Below are 15,782 nucleotides of genomic sequence, written 5' to 3'. Positions count from 1 at the left end.
TTTTAGGGGCGCTAGCGCTCGCCGCGCGGCGGCTCGCTGCTTGAGCGCGAATGCACGCTCCCCCCAAGCAGGCCCGCCTGCGCTCAAGCAGCAAGCGACCGCGTCGCGAGCGATAGCGCCCCTACAGGAAACTATAGGGGTCCACGTCCACCGTCAGCCGCACCGAGGCCGGCACCTTCACCCGCGCCAGCCAGGCGCGCAGGAAGGCCTGCAGGTTGACGTCGCGGTCGGCCCGGACCAGCAGCCGCTTGCGGCGGCGCCCCCTCACCAGGGCCAGGGGCGCGTCGGCGGGGCCATAAACCTCCAGCCGCTCGGCGTTGGGAATGGCCTCAGCCAGGTCGCGGGCGACCTTCTCCACCGCCATGGCGTTCTCGCTGGACAGGATGATCGCCGCCAGACGGCCGTGCGGCGGCAGGGACGCCGCCTCGCGCTCGCCCATCTCGGCCTCGACGAAGGCGTCGCGGTCGCCCGCCGCCAAGGCCATCAGCACCGGGTGTTCGGGCGTCCAGGTCTGCAGCAGGGCGCGGCCCGGCTTGTCCGCCCGCCCGGCCCGGCCCGTGGCCTGAGCCAGCAGTTGATAGGTGCGTTCCGCCGCGCGCAGGTCGCCGCCGCGCAGGCCCAGATCGGCGTCCACCACCCCCACCAAGGTCAGGCGCGGGAAGTTGTGGCCCTTAGCGGCAGCCTGCGTCGCCACCAGAATGTCGATCTCGCCCTCGGCCATCGACTGGATCAGGGCGCGGGCCGACTGGCCGTCCGGCACGGTGTCGGAGCTGAAGATGGCGGTGCGGGCTTCGGGGAAGAGACGGCGCACCTCCTCCTCGACCCGCTCGACCCCCGGCCCGACCGGGACCAGCGAATCCTCGGCTCCGCACGACGGACAGGCCTTGGGCTTGGCCATGGAGAAGCCGGTCAGGTGGCAGACCAGCCGCCCGGTGTAGCGATGCTCGACCAGCCAGCTGTCCGTGTCCGGCGCGGTCAAACGATGCCCGCAGGCGCGGCACAGCACCACCGGGGCGTAGCCGCGACGGTTGAGGAACAGCAGGCTCTGCTCGCCCTTGGCGAAGGTCTCGCCGATGGCGTCGCGCAGCGGCTGGGACAGCCAGGTCTGCGGGTCGGGCGGACAGGTGCGCAGGTCGACCAGATCGATGTCCGGCAGCACCGCCGCCCCGTGCCGCGCCGCCAGCTTCAGCCAGCCGTAGCGGCCCTGACGCGCGTTCCACAACGTCTCCAGCGACGGGGTGGCCGAGGCCAGGACCACGGTCGCGCCCTCGATCCGGCTGCGGGCCACGGCCAGGTCGCGGCCGTGATAGACCAGCCCCTCTTCCTGCTTGAACGAGCCGTCATGCTCCTCGTCCACCACCACCAGCCGCAGGTTGGCGTAGGGCAGAAACAGGGCCGAACGGGCCCCGACCACGATGTTGCAGCGCCCGGCGACCACCGCCTCCCAGACCTGGCGCCGACGCGGCGCAGCGACACCAGAGTGCCATTCAGCGGGCGCGACGCCGAAGCGGGCGGCGATGCGCTCGATCACCGCCTGGGTCAGGGCGATTTCGGGCAGCAGGATCAGCACCTGCGCCGCCGGGTCGGCGCGCAAGGCTCGCGCCGCCGCCTCCAGATAGGCCTCGGTCTTGCCCGAGCCTGTCACCCCGTCCAGCAGAAAGGGCGCGAAGCCGCCCTTGGCCACCGCGTCCGCAATGACCGTGGCCGAAGCCGCCTGATCCGGGTTCAGGGTCGCCGGGGCATGGTCGGGATCCGGGGCGTCGAAGGCGGCGACCGCCTCGATCTCGATAACCGTCAGCACGCCCTCGTCGACCAGTCCCTTGACCACGCCCGCCGAGACATTGGCCGCGCGGGCCAGATCGGCGCCGGTCATCGACCGTTGGCCCAGGGCCTCCAGCACCGCCGTCCGCGTCGCCGTGGGGCGGGCCGGGCTGCGGCCCTCGACCCGCTTCACCCGCCGCTCGGGCCGGGGCCGGGGGGCGCGCAGGCCCTTCAAGGCCGTGGCCGCCATCTCGCCCGGCGGGCTGAGCGTCCAGCGCGCCGCCCATTCGACGAAGTCCAGGGTCCGTTCCGGCAGGCGATGCTCGCTCAGCACCTGATCGATCGCCTTCAGCCGCCGGTTCGATCCCGTGGTCTCGAACACTTCGGCGGCGACGCCCCGGATCAGACGCGGGCCCAGGGGCACCATCACCTGATCGCCGCGCACAAGCGTCACCCCCTCCGGGACCTCGTAATCGAAGGCCTCGGGCACCGGCAGGGGAATGAGGACGGAGGCGACTTTCACCGCGCGTCCTGAAGGGGTAGAAACCCGGTCATGAAACTCTTTCTCGACACCGCCGACGTCGCCGTCATCAAGGACCTGCTGCCCACCGGGATGGTGGACGGCGTCACCACCAATCCGTCGCTGATCGCCAAGTCGGGTCGGAACATCGCCGAGGTCATCGCTGAGATTTGCGCCCTCGTCGAGGGGCCGATTTCCGCCGAGGCCGTGGCGACCGATTTCGAGACCATGGTCAAGGAGGGCGACAAGCTGGCCGCCATCGCCCCCAACGTGGTCGTCAAGCTGCCCCTGACCTGGGACGGCCTGCGCGCCACGCGGGCCTTCGCCGACAAGGGGATCAAGACCAACGTCACCCTGTGCTTCTCGGCCGCCCAGGCCATGCTGGCCGCCAAGGCCGGCGCCACCTTCATCTCGCCCTTCGTTGGCCGTCTGGAAGACCACGGCGCCGACGGCGTGGGCCTGCTGGAGGAAATCCGCGCCCTCTACGACATCCATGATTTCGACACCGAAATCCTGGCCGCCAGCCTGCGCAACCCCGGCCACGTCTCGGCCGCCGCCATCGCCGGGGCCGACGCCGCCACCCTGCCGACCGACGTTTTCAAGGGTTTGGTCAAGCACCCGTTAACCGACAAGGGGCTTGATGCCTTCCTGGCCGACTGGGGCAAGTCCGGTCAGTCCATCCTGTAACGCCGACCCCGGAAAGAGGTCCTGTTTGAGCACTTCCCTGGACCTCTCTCCTGACGCCGCCGAGGGCCTTCACTGGCCCGAGGTGCGGGCCTGGCTGCACGCCCACCCGGATCGTCTGCTGGACGACCGCACCCTTCTCGAAGAACTGGGCCTGCGCGCCACCGGCCGCAACGTGGTCGATTTCGGCCGCGCCGCCCTGACCCGGCTGGAGGCCGTGGTCCAGCGCGAGGCCGGCGCCCGCAAGCAGATCGAAGAGATCGCCCGCGCCAACTTCGCCGCCCAGACCCAGACCCACGTCTCGGCCCTGGACCTGATGGAGGCGACCAGCCACGCCGAGCTGTCGCGTCAGCTGGACGCCACGTCCCAGGCCCGCTTCGGTCTGGCCGGCGGCGCCATCGCCATTGAAAAGCCCGGCGCCACGCCCTTCGGCTGGAAGTCGCTGGAGCCGGGCCGCGTCGACGCCCTGCTGGGCGACGACGGTCTGGAATGGCTGGGACCCAACTTCACCGGTCTGGACCTGTTCGGCCCCGCCGAGGGCGAGGTGAAGTCGGTGGCCCTGGTGCGCATGAGCCTGCATCTGCCCGGCGCCGACGGCGCCCGCCCCGCCCTGTGCGCCTTCGGCTCGCATGAGGACGACGGCTTCACCCCGGCCATGGGCTGCGAACTGGTGGCCTTCATCACCCGGGTGGTGGAACGCATGGCCGAGCGATGGCCGACGCAGGTCTAAGCGCTTCAGGCCTGACCGCCCCGGAAGCCCTCCTCGCCTGGCTCGAGCATCTGGCGCACGAGCGTCGCCTGTCGCCGCGCACGCTGGAGGCCTATGGCCACATCGGGCGGCTGTATGTCGCCTTTCTCGAACGCCATCGCGGCGGGGCGCAGTCGCTAGCCGACCTCGGCGCCGTCACCGCCGCCGAGGTTCGCGCCCATCTGGCCGAGCGCCGCAGCGGCGACCGCCCGCTGAACGCCCGCTCGCTCAGCCAGACCCTGGCCGCCATTCGGGGCTTCCACAGCTTCCTCGACCGGCGCTGCGGCACGCCCGCGCCGCAGCTGGCCCTGGTGCGCGGCCCGCGCGTGAAGCCTTCCCTGCCCCGCCCGGTCAGCGAGGATCAGGCGCGCGGTCTGCTGCACGAACCCGAGACCGACCCCGACGCCGAGCCATGGGAGGCCGCGCGCGACCGCGCCGTCCTGACCCTGCTCTACGGCTGCGGCCTGCGCATTTCCGAGGCCCTGTCGCTGAAACGCGCCGACACCCCCCTGCCCGACGCCCTGCGCATCACCGGCAAGGGCGGCAAGATGCGGCTGGCCCCGGTCCTGCCCCAGGTGCGCGAGGCGGTGGACGCCTATCTGGCCCAGCAGCCCTTCATCCTCGAGGCCGACCAACCCATGTTCCGCGCCAGGCGCGGCGGGCCGCTCAGCCCGCGCCACGTCCAGGCCACGGTCCAGCGCCTGCGCGGCCGCCTCGGCCTGCCTGCCTCGGCCACCCCCCACGCCCTGCGTCACAGCTTCGCCACCCACCTGCTGGGGGCCGGAGCCGACCTGCGATCGATCCAGGAGCTGCTGGGCCACGCCAGCCTGTCGACCACCCAGAAATACACCCAGGTCGACGCCGCCCGCCTGCTGGCCGCCTACGCCGGAGCCCACCCGAGAGCCTGACTATCCAGACGGACGAAAAGGCGCCTAGTATCGCGGCGGGGATCGGTCGCGGTGTGGGGAGACACGTCTTTTGCGCCTAACGGATTCCTGCCTTCCGCCCTCCCGCCGAGCCGCGCTCGCCCTGACGGCCGGCGGAGCGGTCGCCCTGGCCCTTGGTCGCGACGTCGGCGCCCAAACCCAGCCCGCGCCCGCGCAGGTTCCCGCCACCCCGGCCCTGCCCGAACCGGACGAGACCGCTCGCCTGCTCGAAAACCTGCTGACCCGGATGGGCGTCAAGGTGAATGTCGGCGGCCTCCGCGAGCCCCTGTTCGTCATCGACACCGGCGCCGAACGCACCGCCATCTCGGACCGACTGGCGGCCGAACTCAACCTGCGCCCCGGCCCGCCCATCCTGGTCCACGGCATTACGGCGGCCGAGGTGGTCCGCACCGTCGAACTGCCGCATCTGGATTTTTCCGGCCGGCGCTTCACCAATATGACCCCGCCGGTCTTTCCCCATGAGCTCCTCGGCGCCGACGGCCTGCTGGGACTGGACGTCCTGTCGCGCTTCCGGCTGACGCTTGAACTGCGCCAGCGGCGGGTGATGCTGGCGCCCTCGGGGCCGGACGTGGTGGCGCGCGGCATCGCCTTCGGTCGCGCCAGCCGGGTCCGCAACGACATCACCGACACCCGCACCGGCCGCTTCGGCCAGTTGATCCTGACCAATGTCCAGGCGGACGGCGTCGACGCCGTGGCCTTCATCGACAGCGGCGCCCAGTATTCGATCGGCAACCTGGCCCTGATGCGGGCCGTGGACGCCCGCGTCGGGCCCGCTGCGCGTCAGCAGGTCCGGGTCTACGGCGTCATCGGGCAGTCGCTGATGGTGGACAGCGGGGCCGTCTCGCGCCTGCGGCTGGCGCGACGCGAGATGGGCCCCACGCCCCTGCTGTTCGGCGACCTGCACGCCTTTCAGGTGTTGGGCCTGATCGAGCGACCCGCCCTGCTGCTGGGGGCCGACATCCTGACCCGGTTCAGCCGCATCACCCTGGACTACGGCCAGTCGCGCATCGCCTTCGGCGGCCTGCTGAGACGCCCGCCGCCCCCCGCCGTCAGATCGCCCTGACGGCCCCGCCGTCCACGCGGATCAGCGAGCCGGTGACATAGCCGGCCAGGGGACTGGCCAGGAAGGCGGCGACGGCGCCGAACTCTTCGGTCGTGCCGATGCGGCCGGCGGGGATGGACTTGACGGATTCCGCGCGGGCCTCGGCCGGCTCGACCCCGGTGGCAGCGGCGCGGGCGGCGTCCAGACGCTCGATGCGCGGGGTGTCGATGCGGCCCGGCAGCAGGGTGTTGACCGTCACCCCATTGGCCGCGACCTCGCCCGCCAGGGTCTTGGCCCAGGCCGCCACCGAGGCGCGCAGGGTGTTGGACACGCCCAGCGTCCCGACCGGCTCGATCACGGTGATGGAGGCGACGTTGAGAATGCGCCCCCAGCCCATGGCCCGCATCCCCGGCAACACCCGGTCGGTCAGCCGGAAGACCGACAGCACCATGGACTCGAAGTGGTCGCGCCAGACGGAGGGGTCCAGCCCGTTGACGCCCGACGGCGGCGGCCCGCCGGTGTTGTTCAGCAGGATCTGGATCGGCCCGCACAGAGCGGCCTCGGCCCCGTCCACCGCCTTCAGCAGCCCCTCGTGATCCGCCAGATCGGCGGGGGCGATGACCGCCCGCCCCGGCCCCATGGCGTTCAAGTCGTCGGCCACGGCCTGCAGCTTGACCGCGTCGCGCGACAGCAGGGCCACCTGCGCCCCCTCGGCCACCAGCGCGGTCGCCACCGCCCGCCCCAGGCCGCTGGAGCCCCCGCAGATCAGGGCCCGCTTGCCGGTGAGTTGAAGGTCCATGAAGATGATCCAATGCCGTGGAAAGGTCAGCGCCCGACATGGTCATGGACGTGCCTAATTACGAGGAGTCAGTAGCACCAGTCTGCGCAATCATCGACGGCGCGCATGTAGGTCACCGCAACCATCAGGCCGACGTTATTGGTCAACGCCATGCGCATACCTTCTTCGCGCGCGAGAGCGTGCCCCCGAAGATTGAAGGACTTTCGGCTCACCCTGCCACGCGTGCCATCGTCCTGCGGTATCCAGAGGTAGGCAAAGGCCCCCTCCTGCCGGATGCGTCCAACGTCTAGGAATGAGCGAAGCGCCGCATCGACGCTTCGCCTATCCGTCGGCTCGGCGCTCACCCAGCAAAGATGAAAATAGGAGCGGCCGACGCCGCCCCCTGAAATCCGGTTGTTGGCGGTGAGGATGCGAACCTTGGCGCCGTCGATGGTTTTCTCGAAACCTCTGAGCTGGCGGGCCGCCGGCAGACGCAACCCGGAAAAGCCGTCGGGCGAAAGCGGGCTGAACCCATCATGCGTCGCTAGCGCCCACGTCCATTCATGGTCGCCATCGGGCCCAAGACAGTAACGGTCAGCCAACCGGACGAGTTCGTCCGGGTCAAAGGGACCACTCGCGACCGTCGATCCCGGCGCGCAAACAGCGATAGTCGCCATCCACGCAGCGATTTGAAAACCCTTCATCCGTCGCTCCATGAGTGACACGACTGCGGAGCTTCGATGCAGATATAACAGCGGTCAACACCGACATGCGACGCCCACCAAACGAAAACGGCGCGCCCCTTGCGGAGCGCGCCGTAATGCGTTCGGGCTGAGGGCCTGGCCTTAGGCCTGCATGGCCCAGCCTTCGACGGCCATGGCCGCCTGGCGGACGGCTTCCGAGCGGGTCGGGTGCGAGTGGCAGGTGCGGGCGATGTCTTCCGACGAACCGCCGAAGGCCATCGTCATGCAGGCTTCGCCGATCAGCTCGCCGGCTTGCGGGCCGTAGATATGCACGCCCAGGACCTTGTCGGTCGTGGCGTCGGCCAGGACCTTCACGAAGCCCTCGGTCTCGTGGTTGATCTTGGCGCGGCTGTTGGCGGCGAAGGGGAACTTGCCCTTCTTGAAGGCGACGCCTGCGGCCTTCAGCTGCTCTTCGTTCTTGCCGACCCAGGCCACTTCCGGGCCGGTGTAGATGACGCTGGGGACCAGGTCGTAGTCGACGTGGCCCGGCTTGCCGGCGATCAGTTCGATGACCGCCACGGCGTCTTCCTCGGCCTTGTGCGCCAGCATGGGGCCATAGGTGACGTCGCCGATGACCCAGACGCCCGGCGCCGTGGTCTTGAAGTGGTTATTCGGGATGACGCCGCGCTTGTCGGTCTCGATGCCGACCGTCTCCAGACCCAGACCGGCGGTGTAGGGGCGGCGGCCGATGGCCACCAGAACCACGTCGCCCTTCAGGGTTTCAGCCGCGCCGCCGGCGGAAGGCTCGATCGTCAGTTCGACGCCGTCCTTGGTCGAGGTCGCGCCGGTCACCTTCGTGCCCATGCGGAAGGTCATGCCCTGCTTGGTCAGACCGCGCTGGAAGGCGACAGCCACCTCGGCGTCCATGCCGGCGCCGACCTTGTCGAGGAACTCGACCACGGTCACTTGCGCGCCCAGACGACGCCAGACCGAACCCAGCTCCAGGCCGATGACGCCCGCGCCGATGACGATCAGGTGTTTCGGAACCTTGGGCAGGAACAGGGCGCCGGTCGAGTCGATCACCTTGCCGTCCTCGAAGGCGACGCCCGGCAGCGGGGTCGGCTCGGAGCCGGTGGCGATGACGATGTTCCTGGTCTCATAGGTGGTCTTGGCGCCGTCGGCGGCCTCGACCTCGACCTTGTTCGGACCTGCGATGCGGCCGCGGCCCTTGAGCCAGACGACCTTGTTCTTCTTCATCAGGAATTCGATGCCCTTGGTCAGGGCTTCGACGCTGTCGTCCTTGGCCTTGTGCATCTGGCCCAGGTTCAGCTTGGGCTTCACCTCGATGCCGATGCCGGCGAATTCGGTGTTGGCGGCCTCATACAGCTCCGAGGCGTGCAGCAGGGCCTTGGACGGCATGCAGCCGACGTTCAGGCAGGTGCCGCCCAGCGTGGCGCGCATTTCGATAATGGCGACCTTCAGACCCAGCTGGCCGGCGCGAATGGCGGCGTTGTAGCCGCCCGGCCCGCCGCCGATGATCACCACGTCGTAGGTCTGGGGAGCGGCGTCGGCCATGGAATTCCTCTGATCGGTCTGGCGCTGGGAAGGAGCGGCGCGGACACTAGCGCCGACCCCGGCGGGGTCAACCGCCAGGCTCCATATAGGCCGTGATCCTCGCCGGGGCCATGCCGACGAAAGCCAAAGCTTCAAGCGCAAAAAGAGCCGGGCGTCGCCGCCCGGCCCGGTCGCAGGGTTCAGCCGCCTCAGAAGGCGACGCGCGCCACCAGTTGATAGACCGGGCCGCCCTTTTCGGTTTCCAGCTCATACTCGTCGTAGGACCGGTCGATCTGATCCTGGACGCTGGCGAACTTGTCGAACACCTCGTCCTTGGAGGCGTTCAGCAGGTTGGAGCCGGTCAGGCGCACCACGACGTTGCTGGCCACGCGCTTCTCGAGGAAGACCTCCAGATCGGCGCCGTAGGCGGTGCGGACCTCCTCGGCCAGGACGCGGGCCGCGGCCTCGCCCTGCTTGCGGTAGGTGGCGCCGAAGGCCGCGCCCCAGGTCGGGATGTCGTGGGTGAAGCCGAAGTTCAGCACATAGTCCGACTGGCTGTTGAAGCGGCGCGCGCCCATGAAGTCCTCGACCTCGCTGTCCAGCCACGAGTAGTTGAGGAAGACGCCGGTCGTCTCCATGCCGATGAAGTCCAGCGGGGTGGACAGGTCGAACTCGACGCCCCAGACCTTGCCGTCGCCGACGTTGTCGACGGTGTAGATGAAGGTCCCCGGACCGGCGCTACCTTCGTCGCCGGTGTTGACCTCTTCCACCAGGTCCGAGATCGAGCGGTAGAAGGCGTTGATCCCGACCACGCCGCGACGGCCCAGCTGGCGCTCGAAGCCGACGTCCACGCCCCAGGCCGATTCCGGCTTCAGGTTCGGGTTGCCGATGAAGTCGCTGTCGCCGAACTCTTCTTCCAGAAGGGCGGGCGACAGACGGTCGAAGCTGGGACGACGCACCGTGCGGGCCGCCGAGACGATCAGCCGGTCGGTGTCGTTCAGGCGGTAGCGCAGGCTGGCCGAGGGCAGCAGGAAGCCGTAGTCCACGTCGGTCACGCGGTCGGCGGCGTCGGCCGTCTCGTCGGTGATGGCGACGTCCGTGGTCTCATAGCGCAGACCCGCCTCCCACTTCAGCGCGCCGCGGTCGCCCGACAGCATGACATAGGGGTCGACGCGGGTTTCCTCGATCAGGCTGTCGCCGCCCGGCATGGCCGCAAAGGCGCCGAAGGGCGGGACGGTCGGACGCACGCCCGGCGCATTCGGCACGTTGAAGCGGATGCGCGGGGCCTCAAGGATCAGGCTGTCGCGCTCCTTCATCGCCCACTGGACGCCGACGTCCAGGGTCAGGCCGTTCAGGTCGCGCTTGTGCTCGACGGCGCCCGACCACTCCTCGTCCTTGATCCGGACGTCCGTGGCGTCGGCGGTGAAGCGGTCCTCGTCCGGATAGGGCGTGCCGTCGCGCAGGTATTCCGACTCGTTCTCAAACTCGTACTGATCGTCGTCGATCATGGCGTAGCCGAGCTTGATCTTGGTCTTGCCGCCGAACATGTCGCGGCTGTAGCGGGCGTCCAGCGACAGGTTGTCGGTCAGGATGTCCAGGTCGTTATCGTTGATCGACAGCAGGTTGGCCTGGTTCTGAACGCCGTTGCGGTACTCCAGCGAGTCCTCGTCCTGGAAGCGGTCGGTGCGGACGAACAGGCCCGACAGGGCCAGCTCGCCGCCGGCCACGTCCACCTGATAGGCGGCGTTGAACGAATAGTCGGCGCCGTCGCGAACGTCGGTCTGGGCCTCGACGTTCTGGAGCGCGCCGCCCGGCGCGTCGAAGCGCTGGCTGAACTTGACCTTGGGGTTGCGGCGATCCTGAACATTGGCGCCGACCAGCAGGCGGCCCGGCCCGACCTGGCCGCCCCAGACGGCGCCGAAGGTCCCGCCCCACTGGCCGTATTCGCTGTCGTCGAACATCAGGGCGCCGGCGCGGACATAGCCGCCGTCCAGCGACAGGGCGTCGCGCAGCACGATGTTGACGGCGCCCGCGACCGCGTCGCCCGAGCGGTTGGCCGAAGAGGAGCGCACCACCTCGACCCGCTCGATCAGTTCAGCGGGGATGCGGTCGACGAAGAAGGAGCGGTCGACGCCCGCGCCCGGCACGCGCTCGCCGTTGATCAGGATCTGGGTGTAGCCCGAGTCCAGGCCGCGCAGGCGCACGCCGTCGTACTCCAGCACATCCGACAGGAAGGCGACCGAGGGCACGCGCTTCAGGGCGTCGCCGGCGGTCAGAGGCTCGAAGCGCTGGAAATACTCCAGGTCGTAGGACAGGGTCGGCGCCGCGTCGTCCGTGCGGTTGCGCAGCACCGGACGCCCCGTGACGATGACCTCGGCCACCGCCGTGACCGGGCCGTCGCTATAGTCCGGCGCGCGAACGGCCTCGGCGCTGGCGGCGCCCGCAAGGGCGAGAGGGGCGACGGCGGCGCCCAGCAGAAGACCCAGTTTCATGATGTCGATCCCCGAAGATGCGAGCGGGCTCAAGCGCGGCCGTTCGCTGTCGGGCTCGCTAACCGGATGCAGCGACGCGGCCGCGACGGTTTCGCGAAGAGGATTCGCTGGTTTGCCGACCGTCCGGCGACAATCGGTCTGCAAGCTGAGCGTTTCGATGCAGGGGGCTGAAATGCGAAACGGGGCCCGATCTTGCGATCGGACCCCGTGTTCCCAGTCTCGACATGGAGCGGGCGAGGCGATTCGAACGCCCGACCCCAACCTTGGCAAGGTTGTGCTCTACCACTGAGCTACGCCCGCACTCCGTAGGGAGCAGTGTGCTGCGCCCCGTCGAGGAGGGGCTTTTAGCCGACCCTTCTCAGACCGCGCAACCCCCTTTTTGGTTTTTCAGGCTATCCCCCGCTCTTTTTCGAATAGTCCTGAAATTTCAAACGAAACACCCCTGCAACACCCCCGAAAGGAAAACCGCGAGGGCCGCCTGAAACAGTCTCTGCAAATCAGACCCGCGCGCCAGCCCGCTCAAGCAGCGAGCCGCCGCGCGGCGAGCGTTAGCGCCCTTCGCGTCGCGCTATCAGCGCGGCGCCAGACGAATGGCCCCGTCCAGACGGATGCATTCGCCGTTGATGTAGACGTTCTCGGCCAGGTGCAGGGCCAGGGCGGCGTAATCGGCCGGGGTGCCGAGTCGGCTGGGGAAGGGAATGGCGGCGGCCAGGCTGTCCTGAACCTTCTGGTCCATGCCGGCCATCATCGGCGTCCACATGATGCCGGGCAGGATGGTGTTCACACGCACGCCGTCCTGGGCCAGATCGCGCGCGACCGGCAGGGTCATGGCGTAGACGCCGCCCTTCGACGCCGAATAGGCCGCCTGGCCGATCTGGCCGTCCTGGGCCGCGACCGAGGCGGTGTTGACGATCAGGCCGCGCTCGCCGTCGGCCATCGGCTCGGCCTGGACCATGCCCAGGGCCGATTGCGACAGGACGCGGAAGGTGCCGAACAGGTTGATCGAGACGGTGCGCTCGAAGGAGGCCATGTCGTGCGAGCGGACCTCGCCGGTGTCGCGCTTGCGGCTGACGGTCTTCTGGCCGGTGGCGATGCCGGCGCAGTTGACGGTCAGGCGCTCCTGGCCGTGGGCGGCGCGGGCCTTGACGAAGCCGGCGGCGACGCTCTCGTCCGAGGTCACGTCCACCTTGCAGAAGACGCCGCCGATTTCCCGGGCGATCTCCTCGCCGCGCTCCTCGTTCAGGTCGAACAGGGCGACCTTGACGCCCCTCGCCGCCAGGGCGCGCGCCGTGCCTTCGCCCAGGCCCGAAGCCCCGCCCGTCACCACCGCCGCAATCGAACCGTCGAGTTTCATGAAGATCGTCCCTATATTCTGGTGAACTGAGTGTCTGCGCGAGGATTTAGCGGCCATGACCGCCAAAGCCAAACCTGCTTCCCCCACCGACGCCATCGACCCGGAAAAGGCTCTGGTCCCGACGGTGCAGAGGGTCAATGAGATGCGCGTGAGAAAAGGCTTCTGGCCCAAGCTCCGCAGCACCGCGTCGCGCATCCCCTTCGCGGGTCAGGCCCTGGCCGCCTGGTACGCCACGCAGGATCCCAAGACCCCCATCGCCGCCAAGGGGGTCATGCTGGGGGCGCTGGCCTATTTCGTCATGCCCGTCGACGCCATTCCCGACCTCTTCGCCGGCATCGGCTTCACCGACGACGCGGCGGTGATCGCCGCCGTCCTGGCCACCCTGGGCGCCCATGTGAAGCGCAAGCACCATGAACAGGCCGAGGCGGCGCTGAAGCGCGTCCGAGACGAGGCCGAGACCTAGCCTCGATCGAGCGGCTTGGCCCGCCACCAACCGGTGACGGAATAGCGCGGCCCGCCGGCGAACGGCGCGACGGTCGAGACCGCGTGCATCTGCGGCACGGCGAAGACGTTCAGGGCGCCGAAGCTGGGCGTGAAGGTCTCGGTGATCTCGCCGCCCTCGTCGAGGAATTGCAGCAGGCCGCCCCACTCCGCCCGCCAGCCCGGCGACAGGTTCAGCACATAGGCGTAGAGCCGCTCGGTCTTGGCGTTGGCGTCGCTGTGCCGGTTGAGGAAATGCCCCGGCAGGTAGCGCGTCACCTGGCCGTCGGAAAAGGCGATGCGGTCGTCGCCGGTCAGGCGCCGGGCGAAATCCAGGAAGGCCTCGGTGTTGAACATATCCAGCAGGTCGAACAGGATCTGCGGCGTGGCCATGCCGGCCTCGCGCGCCGGGCCGAGCCGCAGGCGGTCGAACAGGAACTGCAGCCCCTCGGTCGCCCCGGCGTAGGCCTGCTGCGTCACATGGGCCTGATCCTCAGGCGAGGAGGCGTCCAGCGTCGCCACCGGGATGTCGGCCCCCAGCGGATTGAGGAAGGTGCGGACCCAGGCCTGGTCCGGCGTGGTCACGGCGGCGTGCAGGGCCTCGGCCCCGTCGCCGAACAGGCCGGGGACGCGGGTGCGCCCGGTGCGGGCCAGACGGTCGGCGGCGGCGGCGAACTCGACCTCGCCGACCGCCAATTTCAGCACTTCGCTCATCCCTCGGTCACGACCACGATCTTGCCCAGCGCCTGACGGTCGCCCAGGGCCTTGATGGCGTCATGGGCGTCCTCCAGCGGATAGGTGCGGCTGACGCGCGGCTTGATCTTGCCGTCCTTCCACAGCTGCATCAGCTCGGCCATGTTGGCGGCGTGGGCCTGGGGATCACGGGCCACCGCCGCGCCCCAGAAGACCCCGATCACCGAGACCGACTTCAGCAGGGTCAGGTTCAGCGGCAAGGACGGAATGCCCGCCGGGAAGCCGACCACCAGATAGCGGCCGTTCCAGTCCATGGCGCGCAGGGCCGGCTCGGCGTAGTCGCCGCCGACCGCGTCATAGACCACGTCGGCGCCGTCGCGGCCCGTGGCCAGCTTCAGTTCGCCCGACAGGGCCTTCTGCGCCGCCTTGTCCATCGGGCCGGACGGATAGATCAGGCCGTTGTCGGCCCCCAGCTCCAGGGCGAACTCCACCTTGTCGTTGGTCGACGCGGCGGCGACCACGCGCGCCCCCATGGCCTTGCCCAGCTCGACGGCGGCGGCGCCCACGCCCCCCGCCGCGCCCAGCACCAGCAGGGTCTCGCCCGGCTGCAGCTTCGCCCGGTCCTTCAGGGCGTAGTAGCTGGTGCCGTAGGTCATGGTCAGGGCGGCGGCTTCCTCGAAGCTCATGCCGTCGGGCATGGGGATCAGGCTGGAGGCCGGAACCGCCAGACGTTCCACCAGACCGCCCCAGCCGGGCACGGCGATGACACGGTCGCCGCGGAACACGCCCTTGACACCCTCGCCCACGGCATCGACCACGCCCGCCACCTCGGCGCCCGGCGAGAAGGGGCGCTCGGGTTTGAACTGGTACTTGTCCTCGATGATCAGGGTGTCGGGATAGTTGATCCCCACAGCCTTGACCTCGATCACCACCTCGCCCGGCTTGGGCGTGGGGTCCATGACCTCTTCGACGACAAGGCTATCAGGGCCGCCGGCGGCCTTGGACAATACTGCACGCATGACGTCTCTTTTCCCGTAGATCCCCCGTCGGGCCATGGCGCCGACACGATTGCGACGCTAATCAGCGCGCGGCCCGATGCAAAGAGGGCGATCCGAGTTTCAGGAGACGACCATGGCGCGAACCGCCCTCATCCTCCACGGCGGCGCCGGGGCCCGGCGCGAGCGCAACTACGACGCCGAGGTCGTGCACATGCGTCAGGTGGTCGAAGCGATGAAGGCGCGGTTGGACGCCGGGGCCTCCGCCGTCGACGTGGCCGTCGAGGCCGTGGTCATGCTGGAAGACTCCGGCCTCTATGTCGCTGGTCGCGGCGCCTCGCCCAACCTGGCCGGGGCCTATGAGCTGGACGCCAGCCTGATGGACGGCGCGAGCGGCAAGGCCGGCGCCGTCGCGGCCCTGCAGGGTTTCCGCAACCCGGTCGTCGCCGCCCGCGCCGTGATGGACCGCACCCCCCACGTCATGCTGGCGGGCGAGGGCGCCGCCCTGTTCGCCCACGACCAGGGGCTGGAGCCGATCGGCGACGAAGAGGCCTGGTTCACCCGCGCCGGCCAGGGCGAGGACAATCATCCGCCCGGCGGCCTGAGCCACGGCACCGTCGGCTGCTGCGTGCTGGACAGCCAGGGCCGCCTCGCCGCCGCCACCTCTACCGCGGGCGTCTTCGGCAAGATGCCGGGCCGCGTCGGCGACACCCCCATCCCCGCCGCCGGCACCTGGGCCGACGACAGCGCCGCCGTGTCCTGCACCGGTCAGGGCGAGTATTTCATCCGCGTCGCCGCCGCCGCGCGCACCGCCTTCGGCGTGGCCGCCGGCCAGTCTTTGGCCGAAGCGTCGCAGGCGACCATCGACCGCATCGGCGGCCTGGGCGGCGACGGCGGCCTGATCGCCCTGGACCGCGAGGGCAATATCGCCCACCCCTTCAACAGCCAGGGCATGAAGCGCGCCTGGCTGACCACGGACGGCGAGGTCGGGGTCGAGGTGTTCGGGCGATAGGGCTCGGCGCCGCACGGCCGCGCTTCATTACAGCACCGT

Annotated in this window: 14 protein-coding genes and 1 tRNA gene; 6 read left to right on the top strand and 9 right to left on the bottom strand. The window is 69.6% G+C overall.

Annotated features, from left to right (window positions below; all coding sequences use genetic code 11):
* Positions 1–121: 121 nt before the first annotated feature.
* Positions 122–2,284: a primosomal protein N' gene (locus tag ACREEF_RS10080; RefSeq protein WP_431565450.1), complete on the bottom strand. Its 2,163-nt coding sequence runs from the start codon at positions 2,282–2,284 to the stop codon at positions 122–124.
* Positions 2,285–2,314: 30 nt separating this feature from the next.
* On the opposite strand from ACREEF_RS10080, the gene fsa reads away from it, so the two are divergent.
* The 4 genes from fsa (at position 2,315) to ACREEF_RS10060 (ending at position 5,723) form a co-directional block, all read left to right on the top strand.
* A complete protein-coding gene (gene fsa, locus ACREEF_RS10075; RefSeq protein WP_431565449.1) occupies positions 2,315–2,968 on the top strand; it encodes a fructose-6-phosphate aldolase in 654 nt (217 codons plus the stop codon).
* Between the two features lie 25 nt (positions 2,969–2,993).
* Complete coding sequence (locus ACREEF_RS10070) at positions 2,994–3,695, top strand: DUF484 family protein (RefSeq protein ID WP_431565448.1); 702 nt, start codon at positions 2,994–2,996, stop codon at positions 3,693–3,695.
* On the top strand, positions 3,677–4,621 hold the full coding sequence (locus ACREEF_RS10065) for a tyrosine recombinase XerC (protein WP_431565447.1): 945 nt from the start codon (positions 3,677–3,679) through the stop codon (positions 4,619–4,621). The genes ACREEF_RS10070 and ACREEF_RS10065 overlap by 19 nt, the downstream gene beginning before the upstream one ends.
* A 70-nt stretch (positions 4,622–4,691) precedes the next feature.
* Positions 4,692–5,723: a pepsin/retropepsin-like aspartic protease family protein gene (locus tag ACREEF_RS10060; protein ID WP_431565446.1), complete on the top strand. Its 1,032-nt coding sequence runs from the start codon at positions 4,692–4,694 to the stop codon at positions 5,721–5,723.
* Here the strand turns inward: ACREEF_RS10060 and ACREEF_RS10055 are convergent.
* The 6 genes from ACREEF_RS10055 to ACREEF_RS10030 all read right to left on the bottom strand — a co-directional run bounded on the left by ACREEF_RS10055 (position 5,710) and on the right by ACREEF_RS10030 (position 12,563).
* Positions 5,710–6,501 (bottom strand): SDR family oxidoreductase, encoded by a 792-nt coding sequence (locus ACREEF_RS10055; RefSeq protein ID WP_431565445.1) that lies wholly within the window; start codon positions 6,499–6,501, stop codon positions 5,710–5,712. The genes ACREEF_RS10060 and ACREEF_RS10055 overlap by 14 nt on opposite strands.
* Before the next feature lie 68 nt (positions 6,502–6,569).
* The gene (locus ACREEF_RS10050; RefSeq protein ID WP_431565444.1) at positions 6,570–7,184 is read right to left on the bottom strand and encodes a hypothetical protein; all 615 of its coding nucleotides are present in this window, start codon (positions 7,182–7,184) and stop codon (positions 6,570–6,572) included.
* Between the two features lie 141 nt (positions 7,185–7,325).
* Positions 7,326–8,738, bottom strand: coding sequence for a dihydrolipoyl dehydrogenase (gene lpdA, locus ACREEF_RS10045; protein WP_431565443.1), 1,413 nt, complete (start codon positions 8,736–8,738; stop codon positions 7,326–7,328).
* Positions 8,739–8,926: 188 nt separating this feature from the next.
* The gene (locus ACREEF_RS10040) at positions 8,927–11,209 is read right to left on the bottom strand and encodes a TonB-dependent receptor plug domain-containing protein (protein WP_431565442.1); all 2,283 of its coding nucleotides are present in this window, start codon (positions 11,207–11,209) and stop codon (positions 8,927–8,929) included.
* A gap of 225 nt (positions 11,210–11,434) precedes the next feature.
* A tRNA-Gly gene (locus ACREEF_RS10035) sits at positions 11,435–11,509 on the bottom strand.
* A gap of 271 nt (positions 11,510–11,780) precedes the next feature.
* A complete protein-coding gene (locus ACREEF_RS10030; protein ID WP_431565441.1) occupies positions 11,781–12,563 on the bottom strand; it encodes an SDR family oxidoreductase in 783 nt (260 codons plus the stop codon).
* Between the two features lie 55 nt (positions 12,564–12,618).
* Between ACREEF_RS10030 and ACREEF_RS10025 the strand changes: the two genes are divergently transcribed.
* Complete coding sequence (locus ACREEF_RS10025) at positions 12,619–13,026, top strand: YkvA family protein (protein ID WP_431565440.1); 408 nt, start codon at positions 12,619–12,621, stop codon at positions 13,024–13,026.
* On the opposite strand, the gene ACREEF_RS10020 is transcribed toward ACREEF_RS10025, so the two are convergent.
* Both ACREEF_RS10020 and ACREEF_RS10015 read right to left on the bottom strand, forming a co-directional pair.
* Positions 13,023–13,757: a 2OG-Fe(II) oxygenase gene (locus tag ACREEF_RS10020; protein ID WP_431565439.1), complete on the bottom strand. Its 735-nt coding sequence runs from the start codon at positions 13,755–13,757 to the stop codon at positions 13,023–13,025. The genes ACREEF_RS10025 and ACREEF_RS10020 overlap by 4 nt on opposite strands.
* On the bottom strand, positions 13,754–14,755 hold the full coding sequence (locus ACREEF_RS10015; RefSeq protein ID WP_431565438.1) for an NADPH:quinone oxidoreductase family protein: 1,002 nt from the start codon (positions 14,753–14,755) through the stop codon (positions 13,754–13,756). Before ACREEF_RS10015 ends, ACREEF_RS10020 begins: the two co-directional genes overlap by 4 nt.
* A 112-nt stretch (positions 14,756–14,867) precedes the next feature.
* Here ACREEF_RS10015 and ACREEF_RS10010 point away from each other — a divergent pair, with 112 nt between their 5' ends.
* Positions 14,868–15,743 carry an isoaspartyl peptidase/L-asparaginase family protein gene (locus ACREEF_RS10010; protein WP_431565437.1) on the top strand — a complete coding sequence of 292 codons (876 nt, stop codon included), beginning with the start codon at positions 14,868–14,870 and terminating at the stop codon, positions 15,741–15,743.
* Positions 15,744–15,782: the final 39 nt, after the last annotated feature.

It is taken from the genome of Brevundimonas sp. (assembly GCF_050729455.1).
In the GTDB taxonomy this organism is placed as follows: domain Bacteria; phylum Pseudomonadota; class Alphaproteobacteria; order Caulobacterales; family Caulobacteraceae; genus Brevundimonas.
Note: the sequence above shows the minus strand (reverse complement) of the source record. Positions and strands in the feature narration are given on the sequence as shown.

Excerpts from the sequence above, each read along its gene's own strand:
- ACREEF_RS10030 (WP_431565441.1), bottom strand. The coding sequence starts at position 12,563 with ATGAAACTCGACGGTTCGATTGCGGCGGTGGTGACGGGCGGGGCTTCG.
- lpdA (WP_431565443.1), bottom strand. The coding sequence starts at position 8,738 with ATGGCCGACGCCGCTCCCCAGACCTACGACGTGGTGATCATCGGCGGC.
- ACREEF_RS10025 (WP_431565440.1), top strand. The coding sequence starts at position 12,619 with ATGACCGCCAAAGCCAAACCTGCTTCCCCCACCGACGCCATCGACCCG.
- ACREEF_RS10010 (WP_431565437.1), top strand. The coding sequence starts at position 14,868 with ATGGCGCGAACCGCCCTCATCCTCCACGGCGGCGCCGGGGCCCGGCGC.
- ACREEF_RS10065 (WP_431565447.1), top strand. The coding sequence starts at position 3,677 with ATGGCCGACGCAGGTCTAAGCGCTTCAGGCCTGACCGCCCCGGAAGCC.
- ACREEF_RS10050 (WP_431565444.1), bottom strand. The coding sequence starts at position 7,184 with ATGAAGGGTTTTCAAATCGCTGCGTGGATGGCGACTATCGCTGTTTGC.
- ACREEF_RS10055 (WP_431565445.1), bottom strand. The coding sequence starts at position 6,501 with ATGGACCTTCAACTCACCGGCAAGCGGGCCCTGATCTGCGGGGGCTCC.
- fsa (WP_431565449.1), top strand. The coding sequence starts at position 2,315 with ATGAAACTCTTTCTCGACACCGCCGACGTCGCCGTCATCAAGGACCTG.
- ACREEF_RS10015 (WP_431565438.1), bottom strand. The coding sequence starts at position 14,755 with ATGCGTGCAGTATTGTCCAAGGCCGCCGGCGGCCCTGATAGCCTTGTC.
- ACREEF_RS10040 (WP_431565442.1), bottom strand. The coding sequence starts at position 11,209 with ATGAAACTGGGTCTTCTGCTGGGCGCCGCCGTCGCCCCTCTCGCCCTT.
- ACREEF_RS10020 (WP_431565439.1), bottom strand. The coding sequence starts at position 13,757 with ATGAGCGAAGTGCTGAAATTGGCGGTCGGCGAGGTCGAGTTCGCCGCC.